This is a genomic window from Bradyrhizobium sp. 142, assembly GCF_023074015.1.
GTDB lineage: Bacteria > Pseudomonadota > Alphaproteobacteria > Rhizobiales > Xanthobacteraceae > Bradyrhizobium.
In genome coordinates this window covers 29,279-53,488 of sequence record NZ_JADPKQ010000455.1, presented here as the reverse complement: position 1 = coordinate 53,488, position 24,210 = coordinate 29,279, and the positions used below count along the sequence as shown (strand labels likewise).

At 65.3% G+C, this 24,210-nt stretch carries 16 protein-coding genes and 1 pseudogene; 2 read left to right on the top strand and 15 right to left on the bottom strand.

Annotated features, from left to right (window positions below):
* Positions 1-261 precede the first annotated feature (261 nt).
* Complete coding sequence (locus tag IVA82_RS41920; RefSeq protein WP_247382546.1) at positions 262-441, bottom strand: hypothetical protein; 180 nt, start codon at positions 439-441, stop codon at positions 262-264.
* A 185-nt stretch (positions 442-626) separates the two neighbouring features.
* Here IVA82_RS41920 and IVA82_RS41915 point away from each other — a divergent pair, with 185 nt between their 5' ends.
* Both IVA82_RS41915 and IVA82_RS41910 read left to right on the top strand, forming a co-directional pair.
* Positions 627-2,453 carry an aminopeptidase P family protein gene (locus tag IVA82_RS41915; protein WP_247493883.1) on the top strand — a complete coding sequence of 609 codons (1,827 nt, stop codon included), beginning with the start codon at positions 627-629 and terminating at the stop codon, positions 2,451-2,453.
* 305 nt (positions 2,454-2,758) lie between these two features.
* A pseudogene (locus IVA82_RS41910) lies at positions 2,759-4,035 on the top strand (multidrug effflux MFS transporter).
* Positions 4,036-4,148: 113 nt separating this feature from the next.
* Here IVA82_RS41910 and ligA read toward each other — a convergent pair.
* The 14 genes from ligA to mraY all read right to left on the bottom strand — a co-directional run bounded on the left by ligA (position 4,149) and on the right by mraY (position 24,116).
* Positions 4,149-6,302 carry an NAD-dependent DNA ligase LigA gene (gene ligA / locus IVA82_RS41905; protein WP_247382548.1) on the bottom strand — a complete coding sequence of 718 codons (2,154 nt, stop codon included), beginning with the start codon at positions 6,300-6,302 and terminating at the stop codon, positions 4,149-4,151.
* 158 nt (positions 6,303-6,460) lie between these two features.
* Entirely contained in the window at positions 6,461-8,134 is a 1,674-nt protein-coding gene (gene recN / locus IVA82_RS41900; protein WP_247382549.1) for a DNA repair protein RecN, read from the bottom strand.
* A 13-nt stretch (positions 8,135-8,147) separates the two neighbouring features.
* Positions 8,148-9,059: an outer membrane protein assembly factor BamD gene (locus tag IVA82_RS41895; protein ID WP_247382550.1), complete on the bottom strand. Its 912-nt coding sequence runs from the start codon at positions 9,057-9,059 to the stop codon at positions 8,148-8,150.
* Positions 9,060-9,304: 245 nt separating this feature from the next.
* Positions 9,305-10,267, bottom strand: a complete 963-nt coding sequence (gene lpxC / locus IVA82_RS41890; RefSeq protein WP_247382551.1) for a UDP-3-O-acyl-N-acetylglucosamine deacetylase — start codon at positions 10,265-10,267, stop codon at positions 9,305-9,307.
* A 360-nt stretch (positions 10,268-10,627) separates the two neighbouring features.
* Complete coding sequence (gene ftsZ, locus IVA82_RS41885; protein ID WP_247382552.1) at positions 10,628-12,424, bottom strand: cell division protein FtsZ; 1,797 nt, start codon at positions 12,422-12,424, stop codon at positions 10,628-10,630.
* 87 nt (positions 12,425-12,511) lie between these two features.
* On the bottom strand, positions 12,512-13,834 hold the full coding sequence (gene ftsA, locus IVA82_RS41880; RefSeq protein ID WP_247382553.1) for a cell division protein FtsA: 1,323 nt from the start codon (positions 13,832-13,834) through the stop codon (positions 12,512-12,514).
* Positions 13,831-14,859, bottom strand: a complete 1,029-nt coding sequence (locus tag IVA82_RS41875; protein ID WP_247382554.1) for a cell division protein FtsQ/DivIB — start codon at positions 14,857-14,859, stop codon at positions 13,831-13,833. The genes ftsA and IVA82_RS41875 overlap by 4 nt, the downstream gene beginning before the upstream one ends.
* A 349-nt stretch (positions 14,860-15,208) precedes the next feature.
* On the bottom strand, positions 15,209-16,195 hold the full coding sequence (locus IVA82_RS41870) for a D-alanine--D-alanine ligase (protein ID WP_247382555.1): 987 nt from the start codon (positions 16,193-16,195) through the stop codon (positions 15,209-15,211).
* 150 nt (positions 16,196-16,345) lie between these two features.
* Positions 16,346-17,263, bottom strand: a complete 918-nt coding sequence (murB, locus tag IVA82_RS41865; RefSeq protein WP_247382556.1) for a UDP-N-acetylmuramate dehydrogenase — start codon at positions 17,261-17,263, stop codon at positions 16,346-16,348.
* A 208-nt stretch (positions 17,264-17,471) separates the two neighbouring features.
* Positions 17,472-18,875 (bottom strand): UDP-N-acetylmuramate--L-alanine ligase, encoded by a 1,404-nt coding sequence (gene murC / locus IVA82_RS41860; RefSeq protein WP_247382557.1) that lies wholly within the window; start codon positions 18,873-18,875, stop codon positions 17,472-17,474.
* Positions 18,876-18,998: 123 nt separating this feature from the next.
* Positions 18,999-20,099 carry an undecaprenyldiphospho-muramoylpentapeptide beta-N-acetylglucosaminyltransferase gene (murG, locus tag IVA82_RS41855; RefSeq protein WP_247382558.1) on the bottom strand — a complete coding sequence of 367 codons (1,101 nt, stop codon included), beginning with the start codon at positions 20,097-20,099 and terminating at the stop codon, positions 18,999-19,001.
* A gap of 116 nt (positions 20,100-20,215) precedes the next feature.
* Entirely contained in the window at positions 20,216-21,367 is a 1,152-nt protein-coding gene (gene ftsW / locus IVA82_RS41850; protein ID WP_247382559.1) for a putative lipid II flippase FtsW, read from the bottom strand.
* Between the two features lie 237 nt (positions 21,368-21,604).
* The gene (gene murD / locus IVA82_RS41845; protein ID WP_247382560.1) at positions 21,605-23,005 is read right to left on the bottom strand and encodes a UDP-N-acetylmuramoyl-L-alanine--D-glutamate ligase; all 1,401 of its coding nucleotides are present in this window, start codon (positions 23,003-23,005) and stop codon (positions 21,605-21,607) included.
* 7 nt (positions 23,006-23,012) lie between these two features.
* A complete protein-coding gene (gene mraY / locus IVA82_RS41840; RefSeq protein ID WP_247382561.1) occupies positions 23,013-24,116 on the bottom strand; it encodes a phospho-N-acetylmuramoyl-pentapeptide-transferase in 1,104 nt (367 codons plus the stop codon).
* Positions 24,117-24,210: the final 94 nt, after the last annotated feature.

Here is a 24,210-nt window from a genome sequence, read left to right as displayed (position 1 = left end):
AGTCACGATGCGGCGACATCGGCAGTGGGCTCCCTCTCCCGCTTGCGGGGGAGGGTTGGGGTGGGGGTGTCTCCGGGTCGGGGTTGTTGAGATTGGGGAGGATATCCCGCCGTGGCGAGAGCCCTCACCCGCCGCGCTCTGCGAGCGCGTCGGCCTCTCCCGCAAGCGGGGGAGGCGGAGCAAGCCCGCGGACAATCCTCGTGAAATCCATATGCGATTGCCCTGCCGCAAGCGGGGCGAGGTGAACCCCAGCGTTCGCTGCTACTCCGCCGGCTTCTCGTCCCGGCGCACCGCGCGTTCGCCCTGCAGCGTGCGCCTCGCGCGGCGCTCGGCGAAACGGTCGATCATCTGGCTGATGAGGCCGCGCGGCTTCTTCGGTGTGGTTGCGGCCGGGGTACGACGAGCCGGCGGCGAAATCTTCTCAAACGTGAACGCAGGCATCGTGTATCCCCTCGCCGTTGAGTAGAAACACTTGCTCGAATTTCCCTGTCCGGACGAAGCTCAGAGGCTGCATCCGTTTACTCCACTCGACTCAAGCGGAACTTTTTCAAGCACAGTCCATGCCAGATGCGATGCAAATGCGTCCAGATTGCGGACTCATCCCCATGATCCTAAAGTGATCCACCATGTTCGAAGCACACTTCCAGACATTCGAGGAGCCGGAGGCCGGAGTCGCATTGACGGCGCGGCTTGCGGCACTCCGCGAAGAGCTCGCCCGCCGCAAGCTGACCGGATTCGTGATCCCACGCGCCGATCAGCAGCAGAATGAATATGTGCCGCCGTCGGAGGAGCGGCTTGCCTGGCTGACCGGTTTTACGGGCTCGGCGGGACTTGCCGTCGTTCTGGCCCAGGAGGCCGCGGTGTTCGTCGACGGCCGCTACACACTCCAGGCCGCCAAGCAGGTCGACGCGAAGGCTTGGGCGGTGGAGTCGCTGACCGATCCGCCCCCGGAGACCTGGCTGTCTGCACATCTGAAGTCCGGCGACCGCCTGGGATTTGATCCATGGCTGCACACTTTTGCGGCAGCAGAGCGCTTGGCCGCCGCCTGCGCCAAGGCCGGCGCGGAGCTGGTCGCCGTCGACAGCAATCCGGTCGATGCGATCTGGCAGGACCGGCCGCAGCCGCCGCTCGCCCCGGTCGCCGTGCACGGAATGCAGCATGCCGGCGTCGGCGAGGCCGAGAAGCTGAAGCAGATCCAGTCCGAAATCGTCAAGCTCTGCGCCGACGCGCTGGTGCTCTCCGACAGCCATGCCGTGGCATGGACCTTCAACATCCGCGGTGCCGATGTCGCACACACGCCGCTGCCTTTGTCCTACGCGCTGGTGCCTAAGGACGGCCGGCCGACGATATTCATCGACCACCGCAAGCTCTCCAACCTGACGCGCGACCATCTCGAGCAATCGGCCGACGTGCGCGAGCCGGATGCGATGGCCCCGACGCTGATGGCGCTCGCCAAAAGCGGCGCCGCGATTGCGCTCGACAATGCCACCGCGGCTGACGCGCTCAGCCGATTGATCGCGAGCGGCGGCGGCAAGCCGGTGCGCGGCAACGATCCGGTTGCGTTGCTCAAGGCGGTCAAGAACACGACCGAGATCGCGGGCACCAAGACGGCGCACCGGCGCGACGCCGTGGCGCTGGCGCGCTTCCTCGCCTTCGTCGACCGCGAGGCGCCAAGCGGCAAGCTCACCGAGATCGACGCGGTCGAGGCGCTGGAGACATTCCGTCGCGACACCGGCGCGCTGAAGGACGTGTCGTTCCCGACCATCTCCGGCACCGGCCCGAACGGCGCCATCGTGCACTACCGCGTCACCCGCAAGAGCAACCGGCGGATCGCACCCAGCGACCTGCTGCTGATCGATTCCGGCGCGCAATATGAAGACGGGACCACCGACGTCACCCGCACGATTGCCGTGGGCGAGCCTACGGATGAGATGCGCGACCACTATACGCGCGTCTTGCGCGGCCACATCGCGATCGCACGCGCCGTGTTTCCCGACGGCACCACCGGTGCGCAGCTCGATACGCTGGCACGGCAATATCTCTGGACCGCCGGCCTCGATTTCGAGCACGGCACCGGCCACGGCGTCGGCAGCTATCTCAGCGTCCACGAAGGGCCGGCGCGGATTTCAAAACTCGGCACCACGCCGCTCAAGCGCGGCATGATCCTGTCCAACGAGCCCGGCTACTACAAGACCGACGGCTTCGGCATTCGCATCGAGAACCTCGAGCTGGTGATCGAAGCCGACATCAAGGGCGCCGAGAAAGCGATGAACGCATTCGAGACGCTGACCCTGGCGCCGATCGACCGCCGGCTGATCGACGTTGCGATGCTAAGCCGGGACGAGCTCAATTGGCTGAATGCGTACCACGCGCGCGTGAGGGCCGAAGTTCGGCCAGCGCTGGATGAAGCGACAAAAGCGTGGCTGGATCAGGCGACGGCGGAGCTGACATAACGCTACGCGGTTTGCGCAACACTCGTCCCACGAGAAAGGTCATGCCCCGCGCAGGCGGGGCATCCAGTATTCCCGAGGCAGCAAACGCATGCGGAAAAGCCGCGGCGTACTGGATTCCCCGCCTTCGCGGGGAATGACACCGATGGTGCGGCACCTACATCGCGCAACACTCCGGGAAATCTCCGGCTCCCTCACGCCGTCTTCGTAACCGTCCCAAAATCCGTATAGCCGCATTCCGAAACGCCGATATCCGTCCTGCGCGAGCACGCTACAGTCCGATTCGAATTTCTACGAGACGGACACGCATGCACGGCATGATCAGCAAGCCGCCGGAAACGGCAGCGAACAGGAACCTCGCGACCTCGCGCGTGGTGCTGCTGTTGCTGGTCATGATGACCGGGATCGCGCCGATCTCCCTCTATATGCTGGTTCCGGCGCTGCCGGTGCTGGCGGCAAATTTCGGCAGCGACATCTCGATCGCGCAGATGACGGTGTCGCTCTACATGGTTGGCATCGCGCTGTCGCAGCTCATCATGGGCCCACTGTCGGACAAGTTCGGGCGGCGCCCGGTTCTGATCACCGGCCTTGCGTTGATGGTCGCCGCCAGCATCGCCTGCATGTTCGCGCAGAACCTGCCGCAACTGATCGCGGCCCGCTTCTTCCAGGCGCTGGGCGGTGCGGCCGGCATGGTGGTGAGCCGCGCCATCATCCGCGACATTTATGAGCGCGAACGCGTCGCCTCCATGATCAGCCTCGTCATCGCCGCCCTGATGATCGGGCAGATGCTCTCGCCCCTGACCGGCGGCCTGATCGAGACCGCGTTCGGCTGGCGCGCGATCTTCTACGCCATCACCATCGGCGCGATTGCGGTCGCCGCCGGCATCGCGCTGGCGCTGCCCGAGACGCGCCGCAGCCGCGCGGCCGGCAGCGGCTTTCGCGGCGACGTCGGCATGCTGATCAGAAACCGCGCCTTCATCGGCTATGTGATGTGCCAAGTGCTGGCTTCGCAGATCATCTTCACCTTTGCCGGCGGTGGGCCCTACATCGTGGTGACGCAGATGGGCCGCAGCAGCGCCGAATACGGCGCGTGGTTCGCGACCACCGGCTTTGCTTATCTGGTCGGCAATCTGCTCTGCGTGCGCTTCGCACCGCGTCACTCGCTGGAAAGACTGATCTGGTTCGGGCTTGGCCTGCAACTCTGCGGCAGTCTTTTGAACCTGCTCTGGAGCATCTTCGGCTGGAACGAGGCGCCGGCGTGGCTGTTCGGCACGCAGATGGTCGTGATGGCCGGCAACGCCTTCGTGATGGCGAATTCGGCCGCCGGCGCCATCAGCATCCGCCCTGAAGCCGCTGGCACCGCCTCCGGCGCGATGGGCTTCCTGCAGCAAGGCATCGGCGCGCTGATGTCGCAATTCGGCGCCTATCTCGGCGGCCATTCCGCCACCACGTTGCCGCTCACCTCTGCGGTCCTCGCGATCTCGCTGCTCTGCGCCTGCATGATGATCTTCGTCGTGCCCCGCCGCCAGGCGGTAATAAGCGAGACGCAAATCGGGCGGAGGAGGAAGAGAGCGGGATGATGTGAGGGGCGCTGAGACGCCCTGGCCTCGTCATTGCGAGCGCAGCGAAGCAATCCAGACTGCCACCGCGGAAAGATTCTGGATTGCTTCGCTTCGCTCGCAATGACGGAAGAGAACCTCACTCCCCGATCAGCGTCAGCCACTCGTCTTCGGTCAGCACCTTGACGCCGTGCTTGTTGGCCTCGGCAAGCTTCGAGCCTGCGCCGGGGCCGGCGACCACAAGGTCGGTCTTCTTCGATACCGAGCCCGACACTTTTGCGCCGAGCCGCTCCGCGGTGGCCTTTGCTTCATCCCGCGTCATCTTCTCCAGCGAGCCCGTGAACACCACGGTCTTGCCGGCAACGGCCGAGTTGCTCTTCGGTTTCTCGGCGTCGACGATCTCGACTTCCCTGGTCAGCCGCTCGACGATGCCGCGATTGTGGCTCTCGCCAAAATAGTCTGCGATGCTCTTGATCACCGTGTCGCCGATCTGGTCGAGCGCGTCCATGTCGGCGATCGCTTCCTCGTCGCCTTTGGCAACCCTGAGGCTGGCATCGTGGAAAGCATCCCACGAGCCATAGCCGCGCGCCAGCGCCAATGCCGTGGTCTCGCCGACATGGCGCATGCCGAGCGCATAGATGAAGCGCTCCAGCGCGATTCTGCGCCGGCTTTCGATCGCACCGAACAGATTGCGCACCGAGGTCTCGCCGTAACCCTCGATCTCTTCCAGCTTGAGCTTTGAGTTGCGCTTTTCCAGCGTAAAGATTTCGGCGGGCTCCTTCACGAAACCCTCGTCGAAGAAATACTGGAGCTGCTTCTCGCCGAGACCGTCGATGTCGAAGGCGCGGCGCGACACGAACAGCTTGAGGTGCTCGATCTTCTGATAGGGGCAGGCGAACTCGCCGGTGCAGCGGGCACGCGAACCCTCCTCGCCCGCCGCCGTCTCCTCGCGCGTGACGTCGGTGTGCAGCGGGCACGGGCACTTCTTCGGGAAGTGAAACTCCTTGGCGTTGTTCGGCCGCTTGTCGATGACGACGTCGACGACCTGCGGGATAACGTCGCCGGCGCGCTGGATCACGACGGTGTCGCCGATTCGGATGTCGCGGCCCTCACGCAACACTTCGCCCTTGTTGCCGATGCCCTTGATGTAATCCTCGTTGTGCAGCGTGACGTTCTGCACGATCACGCCGCCGACGCCGACCGGCTCCAGCTTGCCGACCGGCGTGAACGAGCCGGTGCGGCCAACCTGGATTTCGATGTCGCGCAGTACCGTCACGGCCTGCTCAGCCGGGAATTTGTGCGCGATGCCCCAGCGCGGCGTGCGCGAGACGAACCCGAGCCGCTCCTGCCAGTCGATGCGGTCGACCTTGTAGACGACGCCGTCGATGTCGTAGTCGAGCTCGGCGCGCTGCTGCTCGATCGCATGATGGAAGGTGAGCAGTTCCTCGACCGAATGGCACAACTTGGTCAGCGGATTGGTCTTGAAGCCGCAGCGCTCGAACCAGTGAATCATGCCGCTCTGCGTGCCCTCGGGCATCGCACTCATCTCGCCCCAGGCATAGGCGAAGAAGCCGAGCGGGCGCGAGGCGGTGATGGTCGGGTCTTTCTGCCGGAGCGAGCCTGCGGCCGAATTGCGCGGATTGGCGAAGACGGTATCGCCCGCCGCCTTCTGTCGCTCGTTGAGCGCGAGGAAGGCATGCTTGGTCATGTAGACCTCGCCGCGCACTTCGCAGACATCGGGGACGTTGCGGCCCTTCAGCTTCTGCGGGACGTCCTCGAGCGTGCGGATGTTCGCGGTGACGTCCTCGCCCACCGCGCCGTCGCCGCGCGTCGCCGCCGTGACGAGCTCGCCGCCCTCGTAGCGCAGCGACATCGAGAGGCCGTCGATCTTCGGCTCGGCGGAGAAGCCGACCTTGTCATCGGCGAGCTTGAGGAAGCGCACGATGCGGCCGACGAAGTCGCGCACGTCTTCCTCGGCGAAGGCGTTGTCGAGCGACAGCATGGGAACGGCATGCCGGACCTTCTTGAAGCGGCCGGACGGCGCCGCGCCAACCTTCTGCGACGGCGACTCTGCGCTGACGAATTCGGGAAAGCGCTGCTCGATCGCGTTGAGGCGCTGCCGCAGCGCGTCGTATTCGGCATCGGTGACCGAGGGCGCGTCGTCCTGATAGTAGCGCTTGTCGTGGCCCTCGAGTTCGAGGGCGAGCCGCATGTGCTCGACTTTGGCCTGCGCCTTGGTCAGGCTGGCGACGTCGGGAAGCGGCCTTGCCTTGGATTTTGCTGCTCTTGCCATGGTGGTTGGATACGACGGAGCGGGTGAAGGGGTAAAGACGCTTAAGTTTCGTACCACGGACGCAGCGCGGCGCTCTTCAGCGGTGCGTTGCAGAGCCGGGGGCCGTGACGCGGCCTTCTGGGTCCCGGCTCGCGCTACGCGCGTCCGGGACACGAGAATCAAGCCGTCGCCGCCCTCAGCAGCCTCTCCGCCGCCGCCCTCGCCTCGGCCGTGATTTCGGCGCCTGCGAGCATCCGCGCGATCTCCTCGCGACGGTGGTCGGCAGCCAGGGCGTTGACACGGGTAGCGACGCGCTTGCCCTTGTCGAGGGCGTCCTTGGAGATCAGCAGATGCTGGTCGGCACGGGCGGCGACCTGCGGGGCGTGGGTCACGGCCATCACCTGCACCTTGCCGGCGAGGCGTGCGAGCCGCGCCCCGATGGCATCCGCCACCGCGCCGCCCACGCCGGTGTCGATTTCGTCGAACACCAGCGTCGGCGCCGAGCCGCGATCGGACAGCACGACCTTGAGCGCCAGCAGGAAACGCGACAGCTCGCCGCCGGAGGCGACCTTCATCAACGGTCCCGGCTTGGTGCCCGGGTTGGTCTGCACCCAGAACTCGACGCGATCGAAGCCTTGCGGCCCGGGCGAACTCTCGTCGGTTTCGACCTGGGTCATGAACTTTGCGCGCTCGAGCTTGAGCGGCGCGAGCTCGGCATTGACGGCCTTGTTGAGCTTGTCCGCCGATTTCTGCCGCGCCATCGACAGTTTCTTGGCGGCAGCGGCATAGCGGGCGTCGGCCTCGATCGCCGCCTGCTCCAGCTTCTTCAATAGCGAGGCGCCGGCATCGATCAGCACCACATCGGCGGCATATTTGGCGGCGAGCGCGGCAAGCCCATCGACCGGCGTCGAATATTTGCGCGAGGCGGCACGCAGAGCGAACAGCCGCTCCTCGATGCGTTCAAGCTCGCCGGGGTCGAAATCGGTCGCGGCCAGGGCGGCCTGGAGATGTTGGTCGGCCTCCTCCAGCGCGTTGATGGCGATGTCGATCGCCCTCACCGCCGGCTCGACCAGCGCCGGCGAATTGACTCCGCGGCGCTCCAGCCGGCGCACGGCGGCCGAGAGAGCCGAAACCGGCGAATGATTGCCCCCGACGGCTTCCTGCGCCTCACGCAGATCCGAGGCGATCTTCTCGCCCTGCATCATGGCGGTGCGGCGCGAGGCGAGCGCGGTCTCCTCGCCCTCCTTGGGCGCGAGTTGCTTGAGCTCGTCGGACGCGTGGCGCAGATAGTCGGCCTCGCGCGCGGCGCGCTCCATACCAGCACGATGCTCCTCCAGCGCGGCATTCGCACCGCGGCGCGCATCCCAGAGCGCCTCCACGGCCGTGACCTCCTTTTCAAGGCCGGCGAAGGCGTCGAGGAGGCGGCGGTGGGTGGCGGCATCGACCAGCGCGCGCTCGTCATGCTGGCCATGGATCTCGACCAGCGCAGCGCCGACCGCTTTCAGAGTCTGCACGCTGATCGACTGGTCGTTGATGAAGGCGCGGGTACGGCCGTCGGCGAGCTGCACCCGGCGGAGAATCATCTCGCCGGTATCATCCAGACCGTTTTCGGCGAGGATTTTCGCCGCGGGGTGACTCTTCGGGACATCGAATACGGCCGTAACCTGCCCCTGCTCTGCGCCATGGCGCACGAGGCCGGCGTCGCCGCGGCCGCCGAGCGCCAACGCAAAGGCATCGAGCAGGATGGATTTGCCCGCACCGGTTTCGCCGGTCAAAACCGCGAGTCCGGTGGCGAATTCGATATCGAGCCGTTCGATCAGGACGATGTCACGGATCGACAGACGCGCCAGCATGGAACCCTATTTCCTAGCCGAGACCCATTTTCTTGAAGGTCTTGCTGATCCATGACCCCTGATTCTCGCTCGGCTCGAGACCGCCGGATTTTACAAGATTATATGCGTCCTTGTACCAGCGGCTGTCAGGAAAATTGTGCCCAAGCACCGCGGCGGCGGTCTGCGCCTCGCCGACGATGCCGATGGCCATATAGGCCTCGGTCAGGCGGTACAGCGCCTCCTCGACGTGGCGGGTGGTCTGGTACTGCGTCACCACGGCCTTGTAGCGGTTGATCGCCGCCGTGTAGTCGCGCTTTTGCATATAGTAGCGGCCGACGTTCATTTCCTTGCCGGCGAGCTGGTCACGCGCGCCCTCGATCTTGGCCTTGGCGGAGGTCGCATATTCCGAGTTGGGATATTTGCGCACCACCTCTTCCAGCGAGGCGATTGCCTTCTCGGTACGGGTCTGGTCGCGGCTGATGTCCGGGATCTGGTCGTAATGCGAGGCGGCGATCAGGTACTGCGCATAGGCCGCGTCCGGGCTGCCGGGATGCAGCGTGACGTAGCGGGTGGCGGCGCCGATGCAGCCGTCGAAGTCGCCGCCCTGATAGGACGCATAGGCCGACATCAGCAGCGATTTCCGCGCCCAGTCGGAATAGGGATGCTGGCGGTCGACCTCTTCGAACTTCTTGTTCGCCGCCTTCATGTCCTTCTTCTCGTTCATGAGGTACAGGCCCTCATTGTAGATCTTATCGGCGGGCTCCTCGACGAAGGTGTCGTCCTTGGCCGTGAACTTGTCCCACAGCGCGCCGGTGCCGCAGCCGGCCAGCGGCAACGCGAGCAAGAAGAGCAAGAAGAAGGTGGCAGCGCGGAGCAACCCACGAGCCCCGGTCCAAGCCTTTGGCGAAACCGAGAGATGTCCGCGCGTCATACGCTGTGCCGACATGAATTTAAGACCTGACGCCTGTGATGCGGTGCCCGCCAGCCCATGAACCCGTCATGGGCGCGAAATGTGACCGTGGTGCCTGCCATGAGACCACGCCGGTGTAACCGAAAAACGATCTTCAACGAACCGGATAGGCAGGCATTCCGCCCGGATTAAGGCGAACTTGCCGCAATCCTAGCGGATCAACGTTACCAGGAGTTTCCCGGGGGGAAAGCCGCAGCCAGACGCCTGCGACAGCAGGTCGGTCAGGACACGTCCGGCCCGTAGGCCGCGGCGATCCGCCCGCCAACCATGCCGCTGCCGACCTCGACGACGGAACGCGTGGTGCGACGGGCCGCCTCGCCCTCGACCACCCGCCAGGCGGTACGATCAGCGAGCAGCGCAGTCAGGACGGCGTGGTTGAGCTTGTGGCCGCCACGAACCGAGCGATAGGCACCAAGCAGCGGCAGACCGGCCAGCGCGAGGTCGCCGATGACGTCCAGAACCTTGTGGCGAACGCATTCGTCGGCGTAGCGCAGGCCTTCGGTGTTGAGCAGCCGCTCGTCGTCGAACACGACGGTGTTGTCGAAGGAGGCACCGAGTGCGTAGCCCGCGCTCCAGAGCCGGGCGACATCGCACATCAGGCCGAAGGTCCGGGCACGGCCGACTTCGCGGCGGAAGCGTTCCGGACTGAGGTCAAAGGCAAAGCTCTGCTGGCCGATGACGGGATTGGTGAAATCGATCTCGACCTCGGCGCGGAACCCGGTGGCGTTAGGCCGGATCTCGCCGAAGGAGCCACCGATCTTGACCGAGACCGGCTTCAAAACCTGGATGAAGCGCCGTTGCGCCGGCTGGGTGACGATTCCGGCCTGGTCGATCGCAGCAACGAAGGCCGCGGCGCTGCCGTCCATGATCGGCACTTCCGGACCGTCGATTTCGATGGTGGCGTTGTCGACACCCATTCCCCGCAGTGCAGCAAGCACGTGCTCGGCGGTCGAGACCAGCGGGCCGTCGCGATCACCGAGAACAGTCGCAAAGTCGGTCGCGATCACCTGCTCGGCGGTTGCCTGAAACTCGCGGTCACTTCCCTCAAGGCCGGTGCGGACAAAAATAAGACCTGCGTCGACAGGCGCAGGTCCAAGGGTGAGGGTGACGGGAAGACCGGAATGAACGCCAACGCCGGCCACGGAGGCTTGCGCACGAAGCGTTGTTTGCCGGCTAAATTTCATCAGGAACCGCCCCACTACGACCACTGCGACTTATACATACCCGACTGACTGGCCGTATGGCCGCCCGTCCGAATCCGTATCCCCAAGTCACGGCAAACCATAGTCACTGCCCGAAACAGCGCCAACTCACGCTTTTTTACCGATTGTTACCCCAAACCCGCCGTATTCGCGCCAAGGCTTAACCAAATTACGCCGAGCTTTGGAGTTGATATCGGCACGTTTACTGAACCACCCAATGCATAATTAATGATTTAAAATCAGTTGCTTGGGTGTGCAGTCCGGGCATTTGCGGGGCCAAAGGAAAGGTCCCGGCAAGCTTCCCGCCGGGACCTTTTTTCGTCTGCCTTATTGTAACAATCCTCAGGTCGCCTGACGCCGCAGGAACGCCGGGATATCAAGATGGTCGTCTCCCTGTGGCGCCGGCGCAACAGGTGCGGGGCGGCCATGCATGTCGAGGCCTTGCGGCGCGGGCCGGCGAGCATACTCCGATACCGGCTCGTTCGAAGCGATCTGCTGTGCAACGGACCGCTGCGGCTTGCGATCGGGCAACGGCGCCATCGCCGGACCAGCGCTGCGCGCCGCGATCGGCGGCTCGCTCTCCTCGTCGCGACGGCCGAGGCCGACATTGGCGAGGCGCTGCAGCAGCGACAGGCGGGTCTTTTGCGGAGTCTCGTCCTCGACCTCGCCGCGGGCCTGGCGAATCTCGGCCTGGGCGGGCATCGGCAGTTCATCGAGGCGCGGCATCCGCGGCGCGCGCACGGGCGGCCGCTCGGCCTGCGGCGGGATGAAGTTTTCCGGCGTCATCGGCTCCTGCATAGAGAGCGGCGCCTGCTCGGGCTCCGGGAACAGGGACGGCTTTTGCGCGATCGGGCGCACGGTGACGTCGCCATAGGTCTGCGTTGGCGCAGGCGCCTGCGGGACTTCGGCAACGGCGGCGGCGATGGCCGCGAGCGCCGCACGCTCGACGTTGGGACGTGGAGCCATGGGAGCGCCCGAGCCCGACGCAGCGGCCGGGATCTGGCCTTCCAGCTTCTGGGCACGCTCGGCCATGCGCTGATTGTCGGCGCGCAGCCGTGCGGTAAGGTCGGCGAGACGGGTCTCGGCCACCGCGGCCGGAGCCGGAGTCTGCTGGCCCTGGGGCGCCGGGTTCGCAACCGGGGCGCTGGTGGCTTGGGTGTTGCGGGCGATCGCGGCCTGCTCGATGCCGGTGGCGACGACGGAGACGCGGATCAGGCCATCGAGCGCTTCGTCGAAGGTCGCGCCGACGATGATGTTGGCGTCCTGGTCGACCTCCTCGCGGATACGGGTCGCGGCTTCGTCGACCTCGAACAGAGTGAGGTCCTTGCCGCCGGTGATCGAGATCAGCAGGCCCTTGGCGCCCTTCATCGAGCTGTCGTCGATCAGCGGGTTGGCGATCGCGGCCTCGGCGGCGGTCAGCGCGCGCTTGTCGCCGGAGGCCTCGCCAGTGCCCATCATCGCCTTGCCCATTTCCTTCATCACCGCTCTCACGTCGGCGAAGTCGAGGTTGATCAGGCCTTCCTTGACCATCAGGTCGGTGATGCAGGCAACGCCGGAGTAGAGCACCTGGTCGGCCATCGCGAAGGCGTCGGCGAAGGTGGTCTTCTCGTTGGCGACCCGGAACAGGTTCTGGTTCGGGATGATCAGAAGGGTATCGACCACCTTGTGCAGCTCGTTGATGCCGGCTTCGGCGGTGCGCATGCGGCGGGCACCCTCGAAGTGGAACGGCTTGGTCACGACGCCGACGGTGAGAATGCCCATGTCGCGTGCGGTCTTGGCGATGACGGGAGCGGCACCGGTGCCAGTACCGCCGCCCATGCCGGCGGTGACGAACACCATGTTGGCGCCGGAGAGATGGTCGCGCAGCTCGTCGATCACCTCTTCCGCGGCGGCGGCGCCGACATTCGGCTGTGAGCCTGCACCCAGGCCCTGCGTGACCGCCGTGCCCATCTGCACGATGCGCTGCGCCTTCGACATCGTCAGCGCCTGCGCATCGGTGTTGGCGACCACGAAGTCGACGCCCTGGAGGCCGGCCGTGATCATATTGTTGACGGCATTGCCGCCGGCGCCGCCGACGCCGAACACGGTGATCCGCGGCTTCAGTTCGTGAATATCAGGAACATTGATATTGATGGTCATGTTTGCCTCTCGATCACGCGCGCGTGGGTTCGCCCCGGCCGGCGGCCGCGGGAGTTGATGAAAGTCGGGAATTGCGGAATAGAGTCATCAGAAGCCTTCGCGTAGCCATCGCCCGACCTTTCCGAAATAACCGCCGGTCCCTGTCTTGACCTGCTGCCGCGTATGCCGCGGTTCGACATGTTCTTGGTGGACATATTGCGGGTAGACCAGCAGCCCTGCGGGCACCGCGAAGGCGGCGTTCTTCGCCTCGTTGGGCAGCCGGCCAAAACCGAGCGGACGTCCGACCCGCACGGGCCGGCCGAGAATCTGCGTCCCGAGTTCGACGAGGCCGGTGAGCTGCGAGGCGCCGCCACTGAGCACGACGCGCCCGTTGGGCTCTGCCGCGAAGGGCGAATCCTTCAGTCTGTCCCGAACCATTTCGAAGATTTCCTCGGCACGGTGCTTGACGATGTTGGCGATGGTGGCGCGGGAGACGATCTGCGGCAGATCCTGCTCGTCACCGGCCGTCGGTACAGACATCAGCTCACGCGAGTCCGATCCGCCGGTGAGGACGGTCCCGTATAACGTCTTGATTCGCTCGGCATCGGCAATGGTCGCCGAGAGTCCGCGTGCAAGATCCATCGTGATGTGTTGCCCGCCGACCGCAAAGCCGGCCGCATGCACGAAGCGACCGCCGGCATAGACCGCGATCGTGGTGGTGCCCGCGCCCATCTCGACGACGGCCGCGCCAAGATCGGCTTCGTCGTCGGTCAGCACCGACAGACCGGCCACGTAAGGGCTCGCCGCCATGGCTTCGACATTGAGGTGGCAGCGCTCCACCGCCAGCATCAGGTTCCGCGCCACCGTGGCGTCGCAGGTGACGACGTTCATGTCGACGCCGAACTGGTGCGCAACCATGCCGCGGGGATCTCGGATGCCCTTGGCGCCATCGAGCGTATAGCCGACGGGCAGCGCATGCAGCACAGTGCGGCCCTCGCCGGTGGCATGGCGCATGCCGGTCGAAGTCACACGGCTGACGTCGGCGGGCGTCACCGCTCCGCCGCGGATATCGGCGGCAGCTTCAACCAATTGGCCGGAGAGCCTGCCGCCGGAGACTGACAGCAGCACGGACTCGACCCGCACCTTGGCCATCTTCTCTGCAAGCCCGACGGCCTGGCGCACCGCCTGCTCGCATTCGGCGAGATCGACCACCGCGCCGGCCTTCATGCCGCGCGACTGGATCTGGCTGTAACCGATCAGTTCGATCGCATGGGTACGTCCGCGCAGGGCCTCGCTCGGCGCGGACGGCTTCAGCCGCGCGATCATGCAGGCGATCTTGCTGGTGCCGATGTCGAGGCAGGCGACGAGGCCACCGCGCTTGTGCGGCATCGGCCGGGTCTTGGGGGTCTGGGTGCGGTCGAGGCCGGTCATGCGGAGTCTCCGGCCTTCTTCTTCTTTTTGTCCTTGAACAAGTCCTCGCGCGATTTGGCGGCGTCGTCGGACAGCTGCACCACCAGGCGATCGGGCAGGCGCATGTCGACGGCGAGGATGTCACGGGAGAACAGCTTGTCGTCCTTGTCGAGCCTGGAAAGCGTCGCAAGCGCGTTGCCGACGTCCTGCTCGGGCAGGCGGATATCGAGACCGTCCTTCAGCCTCAGGTTCCAGCGCCGCTCACCGACGTAGATCGCGGCTTTCGTCACCGAATTCACCTGCGGATAGCGCGCAAGCAGGGCCAGGAAGTCGCGAGCCTGCGTATCGGCACCCTTGCCCACCACGAGCGGCAGCGACAGGAAGCGGCGGGACACGTAGGGCTCGAGCACGGCACCGTCATCGGCGATCACCGATAGTCGGCCGGCTTGCTGCCACAGCGCAAACGCCTTGCGCTCGGTGATCTCGATCATGAGCTGGCCCGGATAGAGCTTCAGCACGGTCGCATCCGCGATCCAGGGATTGCCCTTGAGCTTGTCGCGGACGCCGTCGGCGTCGAGGAACAGCAGCGAGGAGCGGCCGCTGACGCCGCCGATCGCGAGGATCTCGTCCTGGCTGAGCTGCTTGCGGCCGTTGATCACGACGGAGGTGATGCGGAAGCCGGCCGAATTGGCCAGCGCGTTGCGGGCGTCGCCGACGGCGGTGACGAAATCCTGGAGATGCCCACCCTTGACGATGCCGAAGCCGCAGCTTCCGATCAGCAGCAGCACGGTCATGCTGATCCCGACCCGGCGCGGCAGATAGCGCTCGACCAGTGCCACCATGCGCGGCGGCGGCTCGCGCTCGATGATGGGTTTGGCCCTGGTCTTGTTCCTGATCTTGTCGCTGGCGGCAGCGCGCCTCTCGTTGCGTTTCTGCTCCACCCACTCGCGCAGAAGCACGACCGCTCCGACAGCGGCCGCCTTCAGGTCAGCTTGGGGCCTCAGCGATCTGAAAAGCGACCGGGTGAGGCTTCCTGCACCATCCATTGCACGAGCTCGTCAACAGTTTGCCCGCGACATCACGCGGGTCCTGGCGAACATGGACGTCTCGGACTTGCCGGCCGGGTGCTGGTCTTCAGCAGAAGAAGCCTTTCCCCTTCAAAGCGTTCGCTGGAGGTGAGATCACCCGCAACAGCTCACGCGCCGGCAGCCAAAGCGCCATATGCGCCGCCAGCGTTAACCTTCGGCCTTCCTGGTAAACAAAAGGTAAAGTTCGTTAACGCGGAAAGCTTTTTGCCCCGCGCTGTGAGGCATTTATGCCGCGATATCCGGCATTTTACCGGTTTTGGCCGCCAAACCGGGCGGTTTCGTCCGTTTCGCCGTTAACCAGTCCTAATTATTTCCGCACCCGCCGTTCGCCGAGCTCGATCAGGCCGCGCAGGAAGTCAGCGAACGCGATGCCTTCGGCCTTCAGCGACTTGGGGTAGAGCGAAGACTTTGTCAGCCCGGGCAGCGTGTTGGTTTCGAGATAGACCAGACCCTTGTCCGAGACGATGAAGTCCGAGCGCGAATAGCCGGTGCACGACATAGCACGATGCGCCAGCATCGCCTGCTCTTTCAGCGCGGCGGTGACCTCGGCCGTGAAGCGGCCCGGGCAGATCTCCTGGGTCGACTTCAAAAGATATTTCGCCGCGTAGTCGAAATTACCCTCGGCCGGAATGATCTCGATCGGCGGCAGCGCAATGATCGAACCGTCCGGCCGCTCCAGCACGCCGCAGGTTGCCTCGACGCCGGCAATATAGGGCTCGATGACGTACTCCTCGTGCTCCGCCGCATTGCGGACGGCGACGAGGTCCTGCCTGGCGTTGACGAAGATCAGGCCATAGCTCGAGCCGTCCCGCGCAGGCTTTGCGATCAGCCTGCCGTATTCGGCAAAAGCATCGTCGATCGTCTCGAGCGCAATGTTGGCCGGCGGGGTCACACCGCCGAGCGCGGCAAACCGCTTGGCCGCGGCCTTGTCGAAGGCGAGATGCGAGGAGGCCGACCCCGATCCGGTGAAGGCCACGCCGCGCGCCTCGCACGTCACCTGCAATTCGCCGTTCTCGGCGCGCCCGCCGTGCAGGCCGAGCACGAGCACGCGATCCTCGGCTTTGGCCTGGTCGAGCGCCTGCTCCAGCGGAATGCCGCGCGTGCCAGGCTGGAATTCGTCCTCAAACGGACGAGCATGTTCGAGCAGCTGCTTCGATTGGACGACGTGCACCTTGTCCTGGATGTCCCAGAACCAGAGATCGGCCTCGGGCAGCGCCTGATGCAGTGCCTGGGCTGAAGCGACCGAAACCAGACGCTCCCGGTTGGAGCCGCCGAAGAGGATGGTGATTTTCATAGTCCGCGATCTCTCCAACTTATCATTCCGGGGCACGACGACGTCGCGAGCTATGATGCGCAATTGCGCATCGGAGGATCCATTTTTCCACCGTCTCTGCGGCCCGATGGATTCCGGGCTCTCGCTTCGCGAGCCCCGGGATGACGGTGATCATGGAATTCCAACCCGCTTGATTTCCCAGTGTAGCTCAATTCCGGAATTTGCCTTCACCCGTTCGCGCACGGTCTCGCCGAGCGTTTCGATGTCGTGCGCGGTGGCCTCGCCCATGTTGATCAGGAAATTGCAGTGCATCTCCGAGACCTGCGCGCCGCCGACGCGCAGACCGCGGCAACCGGCGGCGTCGACCAGCTTCCAGGCGGAGTGGCCGGGCGGATTCTTGAAGGTCGAACCGCCGGTCTTTTCCCGGATCGGCTGCGCGGTCTCGCGATGACTCTGCACTTCCGCCATGCGCGCGCGGATACCTTCCGCATCCCTGAGCTCGCCACGAAAACGCGCGGAGGTGAAGATGATAGAGGGATCGACGCCGCTGCTGCGGTAGACGAACTGCATGTCGGCGTTGGAGAAGACGTGCTTTGTGCCGTCGCGGCCGATGCCGGTCGCCTCGATCAGCGCGTCCCTGGTCTCATCGCCATTGGCGCCCGCGTTCATGCGTAGCGCGCCGCCGATCGTGCCGGGAATGCCGAAGTAGAATTCCAGCTCGCCAATATTGGCGCTGGCCGCGACTTCCGCCACGCGCTTGTCGAGCGCGGCAGCACCAGCCGTGACGACGTTGCCGCTCACGCTGACGTCGCCGAAGCCGCGCGGCCCGAGCCGGATCACCACACCCCCAATGCCGCCGTCGCGCACGATCAGGTTGGAGCCGACACCGACGACGTAGACCGGAATGTCGTTCGGCAGATGTGCCAGGAAATAGGCGAGATCGCCCTCATCCGCCGGCGTGAACAGCACCTGCGCCGGCCCGCCGACGCGAAACCAGGTGAGCTCGGCGAGCGATTGGTTGGCGAGCAGCCGGCCGCGAAGCTCGGGCATCGCGGCCTTGAGATCGGGCGTGATGTCGGGGAAGGTCATGCGTGGACACCGCCCCAGCAAGAGTTCATCTCATGTAAGGCAGCCACAATCTTTCCGTTCCCTCCCCCCTTGTGGGGGAGGGTCAGGGAGGGAGGTAGCCACGAACTCAGACCTCGCCCGGGGCTACCCCTCTCCCCCGCCCTCCCCCACAAGGGGGGAGGGAGCGCAGCGTACCGCATGGCGAATAGCGAGAGCAAAATCACCACCCTCACCCCAGCGCCTTCAATTCGCCGGGCAGTGCGTAGGCCCATTGCGTGATGTTGCCGGCGCCGAGGCAGACGACGAGATCGCCCGATGTCGCGAGACCTTTGACGATACGCGCGAGATCCGTCACTGCCGGCAGCGGGATCACCTCGCGGTGCCCATGCGCGCGAAGGCCGGCGACGAAATGGTCGCGGTCAATGCCTTCGATCGGCGCCTCGCCTGCAGCATAGACATCGGCGACAATCACGGCATCGGCATCGTTGAAGCAGGTGCAGAATTCCTCGAACAGCGATTGCAGGCGGGTGTAGCGGTGCGGCTGCACCACTGCGATCACCTTTCCGCTGTAGGAGTCGCGCGCGGCCTTCAGGACCGCCGCGATCTCGACGGGGTGATGGCCGTAATCGTCGATGACGGTGATTCCGTTCCATTCGCCGGTGTTGGTGAAGCGGCGCTTGACGCCGCCGAAATTTGCGATGGCGCTGCGGATCTTGTCGTCGGAGATGCCGAGAGCATGTGCCACCGCAATCGCCGCGGTCGCATTCGATGCGTTGTGCCGGCCGGGCATCGGCAGCGCGAGGTCGCCGATCTCATGCGTTGTGCCGGCCTTGCGGTCGCGGATCACGACCTTGAACTTCGAGCCGCCGCCACCGGCAGTCAGGTCGAGCAACCGCGCATCCGCCTGCGGATTCTCGCCATAGGTGATGATGCGCCGATCCTCGATCTTGCCGACGAGGCTCTGCACGATTGGATGATCGATGCACATCACGGCAAAGCCGTAGAACGGCAGGTTCTCGACGAAGCTGCGGAATGCGTCCTGCACGGCCTCGAACGTCTTGAAGTGGTCGAGATGCTCGGGGTCGACATTGGTAACGATCGCGACTTCGGTCGGCAGCTTCAGGAACGTACCGTCGCTCTCGTCGGCTTCCACCACCATCCAGTCGCCGGCGCCGAGGCGCGCATTGGAGCCGTAGGCGTTGATGATGCCGCCGTTGATGACGGTCGGATCGAGGCCGCCGGCATCGAGCAGCGTCGCAACCATCGTCGTCGTGGTGGTCTTGCCATGGGTGCCGGCGATGGCGACGCAGCTCTTCAGCCGCATCAGCTCGGCCAGCATCTCGGCGCGGCGCACCACGGGAATGCGCTGCGCGCGCGCCGCCATCAATTCCGGATTGTCGCGCTTGATCGCCGAGGACACCACGACGACGTCGGCGCCGTCGACGTTCTTGGCCGCGTGGCCGACCGAGACCTTAGCGCCCTTCTTGCGCAGACGGTCGAGATTGTAATTGTCAGAGGCGTCCGAGCCCTGCACGGCATAGCCGAGATTGACCAGCACCTCGGCGATGCCGCTCATGCCGATCCCGCCGATCCCGACGAAGTGGATGGGTCCGATCTCGCGCGGCAGTCTCATGCTCTGTTCCCTGACCTTGCCGCCTGCGAAGGCGGCATTTGGCGAAGGTGACGGCTCAAATCAGCCGCGCGCCTTCGTATTGGATGCCCCGCTTTGGAAGGCGATGACAAGAGCTTTTTCGCGTCAGATTCCCGCAACTTTGACCACGAGATCGGCGAGCCTCTCGGCAGCATCGAGCCGCCCCGCCCCCTTCGCCGCTACAGCCATCGCCGCAAGGCGCTCGGGCTCTGCGGCAAAGCCGGAAATCTCCGTGGCCAGCCGGTCCGAGGTAAAGTCCGTCTGCGGGATACGAATCGCGCCGTCGACCTTGACCAGCACGCCGGCATTGGCGAACTGGTCCTGATCGATCGAGCCGGGCAGCGGCACCAGGATCGAGGGCCGGCCGATCGCGGCGAGTTCGGCGACGGTGCCGGCGCCGGAGCGCGAAACCACCAGATGGTTGGAGGCGAGCCGCGCCGGCAAATCCGTAAAGAACGGCGCAAGCTCGGCCTTGATCTTGAGCTGGTCGTAGACCGCGCGTACGCGCGCCATATCCTCGTCGCGGACCTGCTGGGTGAGGACGAGCCGGCTCCACAGCGCGGGCTCGAGCCGCTCGATCGCACCGGGCACGATGTCGGCCATGATGCGGGCGCCCTGGCTGCCGCCGACGACGAGCAGTCGCAGCGGGCCGTTCGCTTCGGGCGCAGAATATTTCACGGCGGCGGCCGCGAGGATCGCTGGCCGCATCGGCGTGCCGACCGTCGTGGTCTTGCCGGCCAGCGCCGGATCGCGGTCGAGCACGCCGGGCAAGGACGTCGCGATGGCGCGGACGCGACTTGCGAGGAAGCGGTTGGCGCGGCCGAGCACCGCGTTGGCGTCGTGAATGATGCCGGGCACGCCGGCGAATTTCGCCGCGACCAGCGGCGGCAGCGTCGGATAGCCGCCGAAGCCGACGACGGCGACCGGTTTGAGACGCTTGATCAGGCCGAAAGCAGACAGCGTTCCGGCAGCGAGCGTGAGGCCGGCATAGGCGAGCTGAAGCGGGTTGCGCCCGCGCGCAGTCTCGCTTGCAACGACGTCGATCATGTCCTTGCTGAACAGCCCGCCGTAGCGCAGCGCGCGCTCGTCCGTGACGAGGCGAACGCGAAAGCCGCGCCGGATCAATTCGACGCCGAGCGCCTCGGCCGGAAACAGATGGCCGCCGGTGCCGCCCGCGGCGAGAAGAATCAGGGGGGACGTGTCCATGGAAACGCCTTTTACTAGGTCCTTCTCGTCATTGCGAGCGAAGCGAAGCAATCCAGACTGCCTCTGCGGAGACAGCCTGGATTGCTTCGTCGCTTCGCTCCTCGCAATGACAAAAACTAAGCGTAGCTGCGCATCGCCTCGGCGTGGCCGCTTGCCTCGACCTCGGTGCGTGGGCGCAGCCGGGTCAGCGCCAGCATCATGCCGACGCCATAGGCGAGCGACACGATCGAGGAGCCGCCATAGGAGATGAAGGGCAACGTCATGCCCTTGGCGGGGATGAGCTGGAGGTTGACCGACATGTTGATCGCAGCTTGAACGCCGAACAGGATCGCCAGGCCCGAGGCTGCAAAGCGCGAGAACATGTCCTCATTGGCATAGGCGCGCGACAGCGTGCGGATGACGACGAAGGCGAACAGCGTCAGCATGGCGAGGCACAGGATGATGCCGAACTCTTCGGCCGCGACCGCGAACACGAAATCGGTGTGGCTGTCCGGCAGGCTACGCTTGGCAATGCCCTCGCCCGGTCCGAGCCCGAACCAGCCGCCGTTGTAGAAGGCCTCCATCGCGGTATCGACCTGGAAGGTGTCGCCTGAAGCCGGATTCATGAAGCGCTTGATGCGGCCTGCGACGTGCGGAACGAACAGATAGGCGCTGAACAGGCCGGCGGCGGCAGCGCCCGCAAGGCCGAACACCCAGATCATGCGCATGCCCGCGATGAAGAACAGCGAACCCCACACCATCAGGACCAGCATGGTCTGGCCGAAATCCGGCTCCATCACGAGCAGCGAGACCAGCATCAGCAGCAGCACCAGTGCCATCGAGGTTGCCGGCATTTCGGGCCGCCTGGTCGATTCTGCGAACAGCCAGGCCGCAACGACGACAAACGAAGGTTTGGCGATCTCAGAGGCCTGGATGTTGACGCCGAGCAGCGTGATCCAGCGCCGCGAGCCCTTCACCTCCGGGCCGATCGCGAGCGTCAGCACGATCAGGACGATGCTGGCCGCGAAGATGATCAGCGCCGAGCGGCGGATCGCGCGCGGCGACAGGAAGGAGACGCCGACCAGCACCATAAAGGACGGCGCCAGGAACATCACGTGGCGGCTGAAGAAGTGGAAGGGATCAAGCCCGATGCGGGTCGCAACCGGCGGGCTGGCCGCGAGCGACAGGATGACGCCGCACAGCATCAGCGCCAGGATGGCGCCCATCAGCGGCTTGTCGACGGTCCACCACCACTCGGAAAAGGGGGTGCGTTCTTCACGGGAGAGCATGGGCGGCCGCTTTCGGACGGAGGTCGGTCCATTGGTCGCCGAGGTTGGTTTACGGGTGGTTAATGAGATAAGGATCTTTAGAGGTAGCTTGCGTCGCCCACCACAAATGCGCGTCATACCCCGCGAAGGCGGGGTATCCAGTACGCCGCGGTTTCACGGCTCAAGCACCGCCTCTGGAATACTGGGTCACCCGCCTTCGCGGGTGACGACAGCGAGAAATGAGAACACAGCGTACCCTCACACCACCGGCTTCACACCCGGCAGCGCCTGCACCAGCTCGCGGAACTTTGCGCCGCGGATCTCGAAATTGCGGTACTGGTCGAAGGAGGCGCAGGCGGGCGACAACAGCACGACGGGATCCTGTAAGCCCGATGCTTCCGCATCGCGCGCGGCGTGCTCGACGGCAATATCGAGCGTTTGGCTGATCTCATGCGGCACCTGTGTACCCAGCGTTCCCGAAAACTCCTGCGCCGCCTCGCCGATCAGATAGGCCTTGCGGATGCGCGGAAAAAAGCCGGTCAGGCCAGTGATGCCGCCCGCCTTCGGCTTGCCGCCAGCAATCCAGAAGATGTCGGCAAAGGACGACAACGCATGCGCGGTGGCATCCGCGTTGGTGCCCTTGGAGTCGTTGACGAACAGCACGTTGCCGCGGCGGCCGACCTGCTCCATGCGGTGCGCCAGGCCGGGAAAGCTGCGCAGGCCGTTCTGAAGCACATCCTGGCTGATGCCCATCGCGAGCGCGGCAGCCGCGGCGCAGGCCGCGTTCTGTGCATTGTGCTGCCCACGCAGCGAACCGATGCCGCCGAGCGCGGCGACCTCGCTGCGGGCGCCGCCCGAGGCGCGCACGATCGTGCCGTGCTCGACATAGATGCCGGAGGCGACCGGATTCTTAACTGAGATGCGCACGACGGTCTTTCCGGCGCGGTCGAGCCGGTCGGCGATGTCGCGGCAAAAGCCGTCGTCGACGCCGACGATCGAGGTGCCGCTCCCCTGAACGCCGGCGACGAGGCGCTCCTTCACCGCGGCGTAATGCGCGATCGTGCCGTGACGGTCGATGTGATCCTCGCTGACATTGAGCAGAATGCCGACGGAGGGATCGAGCGAGGGCGTGAGATCGATCTGGTAGGACGACATCTCGATCACATGGACGCGGCCCATGCGCTGCGGCTCCAGCGACAGGATCGCGGTGCCGATGTTGCCGCCCATCTGGGTGTCGTAGCCGGCCACCTTGGTCAGGTGCGCGATCAGCGCCGTCGTGGTCGACTTGCCGTTGGTGCCGGTGATGGCGACGAACGGCGCGTCCGGCGCATGCCGCCGTCGCTCGCGGCAGAACAGCTCGATGTCGCCGATCACTTCGACGCCCGCCTCGCGCGCCTTCAGCACAGTCCAGTGCGGCACCGGATGCGTCAGCGGCACGCCAGGTGCGAGCACAAGAGCCGCGAAATTCGTCCAGGAGACGTTGCGCAAGTCCGCGGTGATGAAGCCGGCTTGCGCCGCCTTGGCGACATTCTCGGCACTGTCGTCGCCGGCGATCACCTCGGCGCCGCCGGCCTGCAGGGCGTGGCAGGAGGCGAGCCCCGAGCCGCCGAGCCCGAACACGGCGACGGTCTTGCCGGCGAAGGACGTAACCGGGATCATCGATCGCTCACCGCAGCTTCAGCGTCGACAGGCCGGCGAGCGCCAGCATCACCGAAATGATCCAGAAGCGGATCACGATCTGCGGCTCGGTCCAGCCCAGCTGCTCGAAATGGTGATGGATCGGCGCCATGCGGAAGATGCGTTTTCCGGTGAGCTTGAACGACACCACCTGGACGATGACGGAGACCGCCTCCAGCACGAACAGGCCGCCGATCACCGCGAGCACGATCTCGTGCTTCACCGCCACCGCGATCGCACCCAGCATGCCGCCGAGCGCGAGCGAGCCGGTGTCGCCCATGAAGATCGAGGCGGGCGGCGCGTTGAACCAGAGGAAGCCGAGCCCCGCCCCCAGCAGCGCGCCGCAGAGCACCGCGAGCTCGCCGGTGCCGGCGACGTATTTGATCTGCAGATAGTCTGCGAATACGGCGTTGCCGGCGAGATAGGCGATCATCGCAAAACTCGCGGTCGCGATCATCACGGGCACGATGGCGAGGCCATCGAGACCGTCGGTGAGATTCACCGCATTGCCGGCGCCGACAATGACGAAGGCGCCAAAGACGATGAAGAACCAGCCGAAATGCAGCACCGTATCCTTGAGGAAAGGAATCGTCAGCGCGGTCGACGCGGGATCGCGATTGAGCCGCACCAGCGCATAGCAGGCGGCCAGCGCGATCACCGCCTCGATCAGCAGGCGAAGCTTGCCGCCGAACCCGGTCGTGGTCTGCTTGGTCACCTTGAGATAATCGTCATAGAAACCGACGAAGCCAAAGCCGAGGGTCACCGCGAGCACGATCCAGACGTAGGGGTTGAGCGGATTAGCCCACAGCACCGTGCCGACCGTGAGGCCGGACAGGATCATCAGCCCGCCCATGGTGGGCGTGCCCTTCTTGCTGAGATGCGATTGCGGGCCATCGGCCCGGATCGGCTGACCCTTGCCTTGGCGGATGCGCAAGTGATCGATGATCCAGGGCCCGAACAGGAACACGAACAGCGCCCCGGTGACGACGGCGCCACCGGTGCGGAAGGTGATATAACGGAAGACGTTGAGGAAGGTGCGAACCGCACCGAAGCCCGGAAATGTGTTGGAGAGCTCGATCAGCCAGTAAAACATTCAGAAGGTCCTATGGCGCCTTGCACGCGAGCTTGGCCTTGACCGGCCTCAGTGCCTCACGCGCATTCGCTGGTCTTGGTTTCGCTGGTCTTGG